Annotated in this window: 13 protein-coding genes; 6 read left to right on the plus strand and 7 right to left on the minus strand. The window is 71.1% G+C overall.

The window, feature by feature from the left end:
* Positions 1 to 45 precede the first annotated feature (45 nt).
* Entirely contained in the window at positions 46 to 249 is a 204-nt protein-coding gene (locus AB0I69_RS40295) for an MbtH family protein (RefSeq protein WP_363100746.1), read from the plus strand.
* 67 nt (positions 250 to 316) lie between these two features.
* Here AB0I69_RS40295 and AB0I69_RS40300 read toward each other — a convergent pair whose 3' ends face one another.
* Genes AB0I69_RS40300 through AB0I69_RS40310 form a run of 3 tightly spaced genes read right to left on the minus strand, consistent with a single transcriptional unit; the run spans position 317 to position 4,999 of the window.
* A complete protein-coding gene (locus tag AB0I69_RS40300; protein ID WP_363100747.1) occupies positions 317 to 1,393 on the minus strand; it encodes an iron-siderophore ABC transporter substrate-binding protein in 1,077 nt (358 codons plus the stop codon).
* 49 nt (positions 1,394 to 1,442) lie between these two features.
* The gene (locus AB0I69_RS40305; protein ID WP_363100748.1) at positions 1,443 to 3,245 is read right to left on the minus strand and encodes an ABC transporter ATP-binding protein; all 1,803 of its coding nucleotides are present in this window, start codon (positions 3,243 to 3,245) and stop codon (positions 1,443 to 1,445) included.
* Positions 3,242 to 4,999 (minus strand): ABC transporter ATP-binding protein, encoded by a 1,758-nt coding sequence (locus AB0I69_RS40310; protein ID WP_363100749.1) that lies wholly within the window; start codon positions 4,997 to 4,999, stop codon positions 3,242 to 3,244. The genes AB0I69_RS40305 and AB0I69_RS40310 overlap by 4 nt, the downstream gene beginning before the upstream one ends.
* 211 nt (positions 5,000 to 5,210) lie before the next feature.
* On the opposite strand from AB0I69_RS40310, the gene AB0I69_RS40315 reads away from it, so the two are divergent.
* Complete coding sequence (locus AB0I69_RS40315) at positions 5,211 to 5,855, plus strand: DedA family protein (RefSeq protein ID WP_363100750.1); 645 nt, start codon at positions 5,211 to 5,213, stop codon at positions 5,853 to 5,855.
* Between the two features lie 65 nt (positions 5,856 to 5,920).
* On the opposite strand, the gene AB0I69_RS40320 is transcribed toward AB0I69_RS40315, so the two are convergent.
* On the minus strand, positions 5,921 to 6,448 hold the full coding sequence (locus AB0I69_RS40320; protein ID WP_363100751.1) for a gamma carbonic anhydrase family protein: 528 nt from the start codon (positions 6,446 to 6,448) through the stop codon (positions 5,921 to 5,923).
* Between the two features lie 108 nt (positions 6,449 to 6,556).
* Here AB0I69_RS40320 and AB0I69_RS40325 point away from each other — a divergent pair, with 108 nt between their 5' ends.
* Positions 6,557 to 7,354 carry an acyltransferase gene (locus AB0I69_RS40325; protein ID WP_363100752.1) on the plus strand — a complete coding sequence of 266 codons (798 nt, stop codon included), beginning with the start codon at positions 6,557 to 6,559 and terminating at the stop codon, positions 7,352 to 7,354.
* A gap of 4 nt (positions 7,355 to 7,358) precedes the next feature.
* Here the strand turns inward: AB0I69_RS40325 and AB0I69_RS40330 are convergent, their stop codons facing one another.
* The gene (locus tag AB0I69_RS40330) at positions 7,359 to 8,216 is read right to left on the minus strand and encodes a DMT family transporter (protein WP_363100753.1); all 858 of its coding nucleotides are present in this window, start codon (positions 8,214 to 8,216) and stop codon (positions 7,359 to 7,361) included.
* A 107-nt stretch (positions 8,217 to 8,323) separates the two neighbouring features.
* Here AB0I69_RS40330 and AB0I69_RS40335 point away from each other — a divergent pair, with 107 nt between their 5' ends.
* Together AB0I69_RS40335 and AB0I69_RS40340 are read left to right on the plus strand one after the other, a co-directional pair.
* Positions 8,324 to 8,908, plus strand: coding sequence for an XRE family transcriptional regulator (locus tag AB0I69_RS40335; protein WP_363100754.1), 585 nt, complete (start codon positions 8,324 to 8,326; stop codon positions 8,906 to 8,908).
* A gap of 31 nt (positions 8,909 to 8,939) precedes the next feature.
* Complete coding sequence (locus tag AB0I69_RS40340) at positions 8,940 to 9,497, plus strand: YbaK/EbsC family protein (protein WP_363100755.1); 558 nt, start codon at positions 8,940 to 8,942, stop codon at positions 9,495 to 9,497.
* A gap of 15 nt (positions 9,498 to 9,512) precedes the next feature.
* Here the strand turns inward: AB0I69_RS40340 and AB0I69_RS40345 are convergent, their stop codons facing one another.
* The gene (locus tag AB0I69_RS40345) at positions 9,513 to 10,589 is read right to left on the minus strand and encodes a cation diffusion facilitator family transporter (RefSeq protein ID WP_363100756.1); all 1,077 of its coding nucleotides are present in this window, start codon (positions 10,587 to 10,589) and stop codon (positions 9,513 to 9,515) included.
* Between the two features lie 59 nt (positions 10,590 to 10,648).
* Here AB0I69_RS40345 and AB0I69_RS40350 point away from each other — a divergent pair, with 59 nt between their 5' ends.
* Positions 10,649 to 11,008: a metalloregulator ArsR/SmtB family transcription factor gene (locus AB0I69_RS40350; protein WP_363100757.1), complete on the plus strand. Its 360-nt coding sequence runs from the start codon at positions 10,649 to 10,651 to the stop codon at positions 11,006 to 11,008.
* A 7-nt stretch (positions 11,009 to 11,015) separates the two neighbouring features.
* On the opposite strand, the gene AB0I69_RS40355 is transcribed toward AB0I69_RS40350, so the two are convergent.
* Positions 11,016 to 12,239, minus strand: a complete 1,224-nt coding sequence (locus AB0I69_RS40355; RefSeq protein WP_363100758.1) for a 4-hydroxybenzoate 3-monooxygenase — start codon at positions 12,237 to 12,239, stop codon at positions 11,016 to 11,018.
* Positions 12,240 to 12,277: the final 38 nt, after the last annotated feature.

Below are 12,277 nucleotides of genomic sequence, written 5' to 3' on the forward strand. Positions count from 1 at the left end.
CCACTTACTCACCCGTCCGCATCAGAGAGGCAAGGAACCCCCGACATGAGCAACCCGTTCGAGAACCCCGAAGGCGTCTACTCCGTCCTAGTCAACGACGAGGGCCAGCACAGCCTCTGGCCCGACTTCGTGGACGTACCGGCGGGCTGGACGGTCGCCTACGGACCGGCCGCACGGCAGGAGTGCCTCGACCACATCGAGACCAACTGGACGGACATGAGGCCGAAGAGCCTGGTCGACGGGGCCTGAGCACACGAAAAAAAGGGGGGCGGGTCCGAACTACCATGGACCCGCCCCCCTTTCACATATCCGTGGGTCAGGACGCCGGCTGTTCCACCTTCGTCGACGTCTTGCCGTCCACCGCCGCCGCGAGCTGCGGCACCATGCGGTCCAGGACGTAGGGGATGCTCAACACCGTAGACAGGGATACGGCGTTGCCGTAGTCACTGGTCTCCTTGATGAAGACCTCGCGGCCCTGCTTCACCACGTTCAGGTCGCCGTAGATCTTGTCGCTGTGCAGCTTGGTGACGGCCGTGGTGGTGTCCGGCACGATCCACACGGCGACCTTCTGGTCGAGCAGGTCGTAGCGCTCCTTGCTGATATTGGCGCCGAACGTGTCCCCGATGACCTTGTCGAGGTCCTTGGGGAGCGAGAAGCCCAGGTCGGACAGGAGCCGGGAGCGCGGGTCCTGGCTGCCGTAGACGAACACGCCCTCGTACGGTGTCGCCATGACGGCCGAGGCACCGGCGAAGGCGGGGTTGGCCTTCTTGGCCGCCGCGAACTTGGCCTCGACGCCCGACACCAGGGTCTTGGCCTCGTCGGCCTTGCCGAGCGCCTTGCCTATCTCCTCGGTCTGCTGCTGCCACGGCACGCCGTAGTCGTTGTAGGCCTTCGGCTGGGCGACGACCGGCGCGAACTGCGACAGGCTCTGGTACTGCGCCTTGGTCAGGCCCGAGTACACGGCGAGGATCAGATCCGGCTTCAGGGCGGCGATCTTCTCCACCTGCGGGCCGGTGCCGGTGTCCTTGAGGACGGTCGGCGCCGCCGCACTGCCCAACTTGTCTGTGGCCCAAGGGCCGATGGCACCCTTGTAGCCGCCGAGCCACTCGGTCGTACCGACCGGCACCTTGCCCAGGGCGAGGACGGCGTCCTGGTCGGTGAGACCGACGGTGACGATGCGCTTGGGCTCGGACTTGATCGTCGTACTGCCGAACTTGTGGGCGATCGTCACGGGGAAGGCGTCCGCGGAGGCCTTCGCATCCGACCCCGCCGTATCCGAACTGGACGCATCGGAGCCGGTGTTGGAGGAACCGCAGCCGACCGCCGTGACGGCCAGCAGGAGTACGGAGGCGAGCAGGCCGGACAGCCGGGAGGCTCTGGTGACGCGGGGCATCGGATGATCCTTCTGTTCGTCGCGATGGGGTCGGCGGGGGGTGACAGGTCTAGTGGGCGTCGGGGGTGGCCCCGGCGGAACGGCTGTCGGACCAGGCGTGCCACAGGGTCGCGTACGGGCCCTGGGCGGCGAGGAGTTCGTCGTGCGTGCCGTTCTCCACGACCCGGCCGTCGCTCAGGACGACCACCCGGTCCGCGGAGGCGGCCTGGCTGAGCCGGTGCGCCACGACCAGTGCCGTCCGGCCGCGCAGGGCCTGTTCGGCGGCCTCGTCGAGCTGCCGGGCACCCGAACTCCCCGCCTCCGCCGTCGCCTCGTCGAGGACGACGACCGGCGGGTCGGCCAACAACAGCCGGGCCAGGGCGAGTTGCTGCGCACGGTCCGCGGTCAGCCGGTGACCACCGTCACCGACGACCGTGTCCAGGCCCTCCGGCAACGCCTCGGCCCAGCCGAGCGCGCCCACCGTGGCGAGCGCCTCGCGCAGTTCCTCGACATGCGCGTCCGGGCGGGCCAGCCGCAGATCGTCGGCGAGCGGCCCGGCGAAGACATGGACCTCCTGCGTGACGAGCCCGACCAACTGCCCTGCCTCGTCCGGCTCCTGGCCACCGACGTCGATCCGGCCCGACTGCGGGCGGTGCAGCCCCGCGACCAGCTTGGCCAGGGTCGTCTTGCCCGCACCGGTCGTACCGACCAGCGCGACCCGCTCCTTGGGCCGGATCTCCAGGTCGACGTCGTGCAGCACCGGGCGGCCCGGGACATACGCGTGGGAGACACCGGTCAGTGTCACGGACGGGGGTCCGCCGGCGGTCGTACGGTCGGCGACCACGGGCGCGGGTTCGTCCACCACCCCAACGAGCCGTGCCAGTCCGGCAGTTGCCGACTGGGCGTCGTCGAGGAGCACCAGCGCGGTGTTGACCGGGCCGAAGAGAGTGTGGAAGTAGAGCGCGGCGGCGGTGGCCGTGCCGACCGAGGCGGAACCGTCGCGCACCAGCAGGAACCCGGTGGCCAGGACGGCGGACAGCCCCAGGTACTCGGCGATGTGCAGCCGACTGTAGAAGCGGAGCATCAACTGCACGCCGCTCATGGTCAGTTCGACCGCCGAGCGGGAGCGCTCGGTGACCCGCCGGGTGTGGCCCTTCTGCAGCCGGTACGCCCGCACGGTCCGGGCGCCGCCGATGGTGTCCAGGAGCTGCTGCTGCTGTGTCCCGGTGGCGATGCGCTCCTTGGCGTACAGCGGCACGGCGTTGCGCACGTACCAGCGGGCGGTGTGCGCCTGCACGGGCACCGCGATGAGGGCCGCGAGCAGGAACCGCCAGTCCAGCAGGGCGAGGGCGCCCAGTGTCAATACGATCGACAGCGCGGACCGCGCCAGTTCGGGCAGCGCGCCACGCACCGCGTCGGCGACCCGCGAAACGTCGCGTGTGACACGGGAGTTGAGATCCCCGGAGCCGGCCTTCTCGACCCGGTCCAGCGGCAGCGACAGGGCACGTTCCACGAACAGTTCGCGCAGCCGGGCGAGCGCGGTCTCGCCGAGCCGGGACACGAGTGACATGCCGAGCGCGGTCGTCACGCCCTGGACCACGGCGACGCCGGCCAGGGCGACCACCGGCAGGGTGAGCGCGTCGGCGGAGCGGTGCTCGGTGACCACGTCGACGATGTGTCCCAGCAGCGGCTGGGTGAGCAGCCCGATCGCGGTGGCGACCACCATCAGCCCGAACCCAGCGGCGGCCAACCCCCGCTGAGGGCGTAGCAGTTCACGGACCGCGGCGCGGGTGCGGGCGGCGGTGGCGGTGGGGAGGAGAGCGCGCTCGGCGTCCACCCGCCCTGCCCCTGTCCCCTCGGCTTCCGTCGTCATGCCAGCACCGCCGTCCGGTAGGTCGCGTCGGTCCGTACGAGTTCCGCGTGGGTGCCCTCGGCGCCGACCCGGCCGCCGTCGAGGAGGATCACGCGGTCGGTGACGGCGAGGAGCGCGGGGCTGTTGGTCACCACGACCGTGGTGCGGCCCCGCCGGAACTCACGCAGGCCCTCCGCGATGCGGGCCTCGGTCACCGTGTCGACAGCCGTCGTCGGATCGTGCACGACCAGGACGGGCGGACCCGCGCGCAACGCCCTTGCCAGCAGGACGCGTTGACGCTGCCCGCCCGACAGGGACCGGCCGCCCTCGCCGACACCGGTGGCGGCGCCGTACGGCAGGGAGTGGGCCACCTCGTCGGCGCGGGCGGCGGCCATGGCGCGCTCGGTACGGAGGTCGGGCTCCAGGTCCGCCGTGCCGTCCGCAGGACCGCGCCCGGAGTCGTCCTCCTCGTCGTCCTCCGCGTCGTCCTCCGGAATCACGTTCGCCGCCAACGAGCCGTCGAACAGGGCCGCGTCGTGCGCGGCGACCAGCACCGCCGCCCGAAGTCCCGTCGGATCCAGCCGGGTCAGCGGTACGCCGTCCAGTTCCACCGAACCCGACTCGGGGTCCGTCTCCCGGCCCAGGCAGCGCAACAGGGCCTCGGCACCAGCAGGGTCGGTCACCGCGATGCCGGTCAACTGCCCGGCGGGCAGGTCGAGATCGAGGCCGTCGAGGCCGTCGAGCCGTACGCCGCGCAAGCGGAGTTCCCCGCGCACGGGCTCGGCGACCGGGTCGTCGCCGTCCACGACGGCGGGCCCGGTGGCGAGCACCTCCGCGACCCGCGCGGCCGAGGCACGGCCCTGCGCCAGCTCGGCGTTGACCCACGCGAACGTCTCCAACGGCCCCAGCAGGAACAGCGCGAGCCCCACCGCCGACACCAACTGGCCCAGAGTGAGAGTCCCGTTGAGTGCCAGCCGGCCGCCGACGAGGGCGATCAGCGCGATGAACCCACCCGTCAGGGCCAGCACGAGCCCGGTCTGCCAGGACTCGGCACGAGCCGAACGCAGCGTGGCGGCAAGGGAGATGCGACTCCTCCGGCGATACCGCTCGACGGCGGCCTGCTGCGCACCGAGCCCCTTCAGCACGCGCAGCCCGGCCACCAGGTCTGCGGCCACGCCCGACGCATGAGCGGCCTTGTCCTGCTCGGCCTCGCTGCGACGCTCCAGCGGCTTGCTCAGCAGATGCCCCAGCCACAGCAGCACGGGCGTGCCCAGCAGCACGATCAGCCCGAGCGTCACGGACGTCAGCAGCAGTGCCACGGCGCTCACGACGACGCCTGCGACGGCCCAAATGCCCGCCATGAGCGCCATGTTGACCGCGCCGACCCGTTTGGCGTCCTCTGTGGCGACGTTGGCCAGCTCACCGGGCAGCCGTCCCTCCTCGGCACCGCCACGGGCGTCGAGCACCCGGCTCACGATCGCCAACCGCAGTGTGTGCGCGGCCTCTTCGGCACCACGTTCACCGGCCTTGGCGCCCAGCCGGAAACTCCACGAGAGAGTCACGTACATGACGGCCAGCACGCCGAGCCACAAGGCCAGACGTCCGGCGTCCTGCCCGGCGACGGCCTGGTCGATCACGACACCGATGAGCACCGGCACCAGGGCTTCCCCCAGTTGGTGCACGCTTCCGAGCGCCGAGCCGAGAGCGACGCGCCGTATCTGTCCCCTGACCGAGCGCGTCAGGACGTCCCGTCCCGACAGTTCCCCTGCTCCCACCAGCCACCCTCCGGAAACCGGCCAACTTAGGCAAGGCTACCTTAAGTGAATCTCCGGCAGTCCATGCGCTTTCGGCCCGTCCGGCACGTAACGGAGCGGTCCCGATGCGGTCGTCGCGCGGGGCGTCGGCGCGTGATGCCGGGCGGTACCCTTCCCGGAGTGGGCCCTTTTTTGCGGCGCACGGCAGTACGCGAACTCGGGAGGACCGGCGTTGCACGTCCAGGAATGGCTCGACACGGTGCCCGCGGTGGCCGTCTACGCCCTGGTGGCACTCGTCATCGGGGTGGAGAGCCTGGGTATTCCGCTGCCGGGCGAGATCGTCCTGGTCTCGGCGGCACTGCTCTCCTCCCAGCACTCGGACATCAACCCGATCGTCCTCGGTGCCTGCGCCAGCCTCGGTGCCGTCATCGGCGACTCCATCGGCTACGCGATCGGCCGCAAGGGCGGACGCCCCCTGCTCGCCTGGCTCGCGAACAAGTTCCCCAGACACTTCAGCGAGGGCCATGTCGCCACCGCCGAGCGGTCCTTCGAAAAATGGGGCATGTGGGCCGTCTTCTTCGGCCGCTTCATCGCCCTGCTCCGCATCTTCGCCGGCCCCCTCGCGGGCGTACTCCGCATGCCGTACTGGAAGTTCCTGATCGCCAACGTCCTCGGCGGAGTCATCTGGGCGGGCGGCACCACAGCGGTCGTCTACTACGTGGGAATCGTCGCCGAGGACTGGCTCAAGCGCTTCTCGTACTTCGGCCTGGCGGCAGCGGTCCTGGTCGGCCTCGCCTCAATGCTGATCGTGCGCCGAAAGGCGCAAAAGATGACAGCCAAGAAAAACGAGCCCGAACCGGTAAACGCCGCCGAGTAAGGCGCCCCAAAGGGGCGCGGGGAACGGCGCGACCAGCCACATCCGACCCGCACCCGCCAAACGACCTACTCATGCACCCCGCGATGCGCCTTGGCCAACTCCGCATACATGGTGCCGTTAAGGGTCAACCCCTCCCGCTCCTCACCGCTCAGCTCCCGCCGCACCTTCGCAGGCACACCCGCGACCAGCGATCCCGGCGGCACAACCATCCCCTGCGGCACCAACGCCTGAGCCGCAACCAGCGAACCCGCCCCGATCACCGCCCCGTTGAGCACCGTAGCCCCCATCCCGATCAGGCAGTCGTCCTCAACGGTCGCCCCATGCACAACGGCGTTGTGCCCGACGGAAACCCGCTCCCCGACACTGACCGGAAACCCCGGATCGGCGTGCAGCGTGCAGTTGTCCTGAATATTGCTGCTCGCCCCCACCGAGATCCGCTCGACGTCACCCCGCAACACGGCCCCGTACCAGACACTCGCCCCCGCCCCCAACGAGACGTCCCCGATCACAGACGCCGTAGGAGCCACGAATGCCGACTCATCGACCTCCGGCTCCCTGCCACCAATACCCACGATCAACGCCCTGTGCGTCATAAGACCCTCCCAACCGTCGGAGACACCCGCACCGTACGTCATCGGGTAGGGCGAAGATCACAGCGGCCGGACCTCATGGCCCCGGCTCTCGCTGAGTACCGTGGCCGGGTGCCCAAGCGCAAGAACACGTTCTCAGAATGGCGGCGCCACCTCGCGCAGCGCGCCGTCCACGCGGGCTGGGCCTGGGTGCAGCGCACGGGCTCCGTCACCGCCGCACACCCGGGACGGTTCCGCTTCGGCGCGATGGGAACAGGTACCAGACTCGCCTTCCCGCTGGGCACGGTCTTCGGCGAGCCCTGGATCCATCTCGGCGCCCACTGCATCGTCGGCGAACAGGTCACCCTCACCGCCGGCCTGATGCCCGACCTCGACCTCGGCCCCGACCCCATCCTGCGCCTCGGCGACGGCGTCGTCCTCGGCCGCGGCAGCCACGTGATCGCCGACACGACGGTCACCATCGGCAGCGACTGCTACTTCGGGCCGTACGTCTACGTCACGTCCACGAACCATTCCTACGACGATCCGCACCAGCCCATCGGCAAGCAGTGGCCGCGCATGGAACCCGTCGAGATCGGCTCGGGCTGCTGGATCGGCACCGGCGCGGTGATCCTGCCGGGCGCGCGGATCGGCCGGAACGTGGTGGTGGCGGCCGGTGCCGTGGTCCGCGGCGCGGTGCCCGACCATGCCGTGGTGGCGGGGGCGCCCGCACGGGTCGTACGGCGCTGGACGCAGACGGAGGGCTGGCAGCCGCCGCTGCGCACTCCCGCACCGGTGCCGATCCCCGCGGATGTGACACCGGATCAGCTGCGGGCGCTCGCGGGCCTGGACGGTGCGGGCGCGGCGCGGCTCGCCGAGCTGGACGAGAGCACGATCGCCCACCTCGCCGAGCTGGACGCCGAAGCCTGACCCCTCACCCCGTCGCCAGCAGCAAGGTCCCCACCAGCGCAAGTCCCGCTCCCGCGGCCTGAACCATGCGCAAGCGCTCACTCAGGAACCCGCGCGCGGCCAGCGAGGTCACCACCGGATACAGCGACGCGAGCACTGCCGCCACGGTCACCGGCCCATGCTGCGCGGCGACCGAGTACGTCCCGTTGGCCGCCACATCGGCCAGCCCCACGAAGGCCAGCGCCGGCAGCGAACCCCAGCGGAACCCGCCCTCCGGGACCGCGGCCCCGCCCCGCCGCACGGAGACGTAGAGCGCGGCACCGCCCGTGGCCACGTTCGTCACGCGCTGCACGAACAGTGCGAGGAAGAGGCCGGTGACGCTGGTGGACGCCTCCGCGATCAGCGCGAACACCGTGCCGAAGCCGAGCGCCGCGATCAACGTCAGCAGGATCGCCCGCCGTTGCACGGGCGCACCGCGCAGCTGCGGGCCGCCGGCCAGGACGACCCCGGTGACGGCGACCGCGATCCCCGCCACCTGCATCAGCCCGGGCCGCTCCCCGAGGAAGAGCCCCACGCCGACCGGGACGGCCACGCTCAGTGTCGCGAGCGGCGAGACGACGCCCATCGGGCCCAGCGCGAGCGCCTTGTAGAAGGAGAGGAGGGCGACCGGTCCCACCAGTCCCGCCGCGAACGCGAACCACAGCCGCGGGCCGGCCTCGCTCCAGCCGCCGGTGGCCACCACGACCGCGCCGAGCACGGCCGCCGCGATCCCCTGGGACACCACGACCACCGTCAGCGCAGGGGATCGTCGGGTCAGCAGACCGCCGCCGAAGTCGGCCAACCCCCACAGGAGGCTGGTGGCCAGGGCGAAGAATGCTGTCACGGGTCGCCTCGCAGTACAGTTCGGTGAACGATCGGGTGCACCACACCGTAGTTCACTGCATTGCACTCTGTCATTCAGAATATTGGCCTGAAGGTATTGGACGGAATGTGTCGGACCTCGACCTGCTGACCCAGTCCCTGGCGCGCAACGTCAAGCACTGGCGCTCGGTGCGTGGCTTCACCCTGGACGTGCTCGCCGCCCGGGCCGCCGTCAGCCGGGGCATGCTCATCCAGATCGAGCAGGCCCGCACGAATCCCAGCATCGGCACGGTCGTCAAGATCGGCGACGCCCTCGGCGTCAGCGTCACCACCCTGCTCGACTACGAGCAGGGGCCGAAGGTCCGAGTCGTCCCCGCCGAGCGCGCCGTGCGGCTCTGGCACACCGACGCCGGCAGCTACAACCGCCTCCTCGCCGGCACCGAGGCGCCCGGACCGCTGGAGCTGTGGGACTGGCGGCTGATGCCGGGGGAGAGCAGCCCCTCCGAGCCGCATCCCACCGGCACGGTCGAACTGGTCCATGTCACCACCGGCGAGCTGACCCTCACCGTGGACGGCGAGGACCACCTCGTCCCGGCCGGGGCGAGCGCCACCTTCGAGGCCAACACCCCGCACACGTACGGGAATCGGGGCGAGGTGCCGATGGAGATGATGATGACGGTGTCGGTCCCGCCCGTCCGCGGAGACACCCCGTGAGCAGCCGCCGTACGACTGTTAGCGTGCCGTCATGCGCGCACCGATCGGACACTTCGACCACGCCACCCCCGCCCCGGACTGCCTCGACGAACTGACCCGCCCGGTCGCCGACGCCGTGCGCGCCTGGCGCGGCAGCGTCCCCGCCGAGCAGATCGTCTACGTCGACACCGACCCGGAGTGGGCCGACACCGCCACCTTCGTCGAGCACTACGGCCGTGAACTCCTGGACCAGTCAGCGAACTGCGTGGTGGTGGCCGGAAAGCGCGGCGGCGAGACCATGCTCGCCGCCTGCGTGGTCCTGTCCACCACCCGCGTCGACGTGAACGGCGTGGTCCGCCGCCAACTCGGCGCCCGCAAGGCCTCGTTCGCGTCGATGGACACGGCGACCGGCGAGAGCGGCATGGAGTACGGCGGCATCACCCCCGTCGGACTCCCCGACGACTGGCCGGTGTTGGTGGACTCCGCCGTCGTCGACCTGCCGTACGTCCTGGTCGGCAGCGGACGCCGACGCGGCAAACTCCTCGTCCCCGGCAAGGCGTTCGCCGAGCTTCCGGGCGCGGTGGTACTGGAGGGACTGGGCGTCGCCTGACCCGACTTCTCGAACTCAGGTCATGCTGTGGTGGGCCAACTCCCCATGCGGGTCCGCCTCGCCCGGCACCGGCGCCGGGTCGGCGTGCACCAGGGCAGCGGTGAGCCGCGGCACCGTGTGCAGCAGCGCGTGTTCGGCCGCCACGGCGATGGCGTGGGCCTGCCGTACCGTCGCCTCCCCGTCCACGACCACCGCCACCTCGGCGCGCAGCCGGTGCCCGATCCAGCGGAGCCTCAACTCGCCCACCCCGCGCACCCCTTCGACCTTCCGCAAGGCGTGCTCGGCCCGGTCCACCAGGGCCGGATCGACGGCGTCCATCACGCGCCGGAACACCTCGCGCGCCGCGTCCCGCAGCACCAGCACGATCGCTGCCGTGATCGCCAACCCCACTATCGGATCGGCGAGTTGCCAGCCCAGCGCCGAACCACCGGCCCCGACGAGCACGGCCAGCGAGGTGAACCCGTCCGTACGGGCGTGCAGTCCGTCGGCGACCAACGCGGCCGACCCGATCTCCCGGCCGACCCGCATCCGGTAGCGGGCCACCCACTCGTTGCCCACGAACCCGACGAGCGCCGCGACGGCGACCACCGGGACGTGTGACATGGGACGCGGATCGAGCAGCCGGTCCACCGCGGCCCAGGCCGCGAAGGCCGCGGACGCGGCGATCGTCAGCACGATCGCGATACCGGCCAGATCCTCGGCGCGCCCGTAGCCGTACGTGAAACGGCGGGTGGCGGCCCGGCGGCCGAGTACGAACGCGATGCCGAGCGGTACGGCGGTCAGCGCGTCCGCCGCGTTGTGCACCGTGTCGCCGAGCAGCGCCACAGACCCGGACATGACCACCACGACCGCCTGCACCAGCGCCGTCGCACCCAGCACCGCGAGCGAAACCCAGAGCGCGCGCATGCCACGGGCCGAGGACTCCAGCGCGGAGTCGAGCTTGTCGGCGGTCTCGTGGGAGTGGGGGGTGAGGAGGTGGCCGAGGCGGCGACGGATTCCCTTGGGGGAGTGGTCATGGGGATGCGGGTGGTCGTGTCCGTGGTCGTCGTGCGGGTGTGCGTGCTCGTGCTCGTGGTGGTGCTGGCCGCTCACGTTGGTCCCCTTCCGGTGCGTGGGTGGACGTACGGCGCCCACAGGGCCATTATGTGCGTATGAGCGCACGCATGCACCTATCAACTGCGCATGATGCGCACCCGCGTACCCCCGGCGAGGAGCAGTTCGCGCTGGCCGCCGAACTCCTCGCGCTCCTCGGCGACCGCACGCGGCTGACTCTCCTGCACGCGCTGACGGCAGGGGAGTCCGACGTCAGCACGCTCACGGAGGCGTGCGAAGCGGCCCGCCCGGCCGTCAGCCAGCACCTGGCGAGGCTGCGCCTCGCGGGACTGGTGACCACGCGCAAGGAGGGCCGTCGGGTGATCTACTCACTGAGCGACGGTCATCTACGACGGCTGGTCGACGAGGCGTTGAACGTGGCGGACCACCGGCTCACCGACCGCCCGCCGCACGCCTGACGGTTCGTCAGCAGGCGGGGTCCTTGCCCAGGTACGACTCCGCGAACGCGAGCCCGGCGGAAGGGGACGCGAAGACGCGGCGCAGCCGGGCGAGGGTGGTGCCCGCGCGGTACGGGTCGCCGGACGAGGCGCCGTGGTACACCTCGGAGAGCCACTGGGAGAACTCCTGGTACTCCCACACGCGGCCCAGACAGGCCTCCGAATAGCCGCCCAGGCCCGCGGAGTCGCCCTTCGTGGCATACGCGACGAGTGCGTCGCCGAGCAGGAACGCGTCGTGCAGGGCGAGGTTCATGCCCTTCGCGGCGATCGGCGCGGTGAGATGGGCTGCGTCGCCCGCGAGGAAGAGGCGGCCGAAAACCATCGGTTCGACCACGTAGTTGTGCATGTCGAGCACGCGTTTCTCGATCAGCCGGCCCTCGGTGAGCGGCGGGGCGCCGGTCGCGGCGAGCCGGTGCTGGAGCTCGGACCAGACGCGGTCGTGCGACCAGTTGTCGGGGTCGTCGCCGGGCGGGCACTCCAGGTAGTAGCGGGTGACTTCGGGACTGCGCGCCATGTGCCCGGCGAACCCGCGCGGATGGACGCCGAACAGCACGCAGTCCGAGGACGGCGGCGCCTCGGCCAGCAGCGCGAGCCAGCCGATGCCGTAGTCGTGCCGCGCGACACGGGCCCGCTCCGGCGGCAGCGCGGCCCGGGTCACCCCGCGCGCGCCGTCGCAGCCCGCCACGAAGTCGCAGTGCACGAGCTGCCGTTGACCGGTCTCCGGGTCGGTGTACGACACCGCCGGGCGGTCGGTGTCGAGGTCGTGCAGCTCGACGTCCTGGACGCCGAAACGGATCTCGCCGCCCCGCACGTCCGCGTACTCCCGCACCAGGTCGGTCACCAGCAACGGCTGCGGATAGACGAAGTGGTGATGCCCCGTCAGATCGGTGTACGGCAGCCGGTGCCGCTGCCCGCCGAAGCGGAACTCGCACTCGGTGTGCCGCTGCGCACGCGCCAACAGGTTCTCGGCGAGCCCCCGTTGCTCCAGCCCGCGCACGGCCCACTCCTCGATGACGCCGGCCCGGGGCCGCCGCTCGATGAACTCCCTGGTCTCGGTCTCCAGCACCAGGCAGTCGATCCCGGCCGCGCGCAGGATGTTGCCGACGGTGAGCCCGGCGGGACCGGCGCCCACGACGACAACCGGAAAGCGTTGTGGGGACGCGGAGTTGGGGTGGGGGGAGGTGAAGGTCACCCGGCCATTATGACGGTGTCCGGACAACCGAAAACCGG

Origin of the sequence: Streptomyces sp. NPDC050508, from assembly GCF_040655155.1 — a bacterium.
GTDB lineage: Bacteria > Actinomycetota > Actinomycetes > Streptomycetales > Streptomycetaceae > Streptomyces.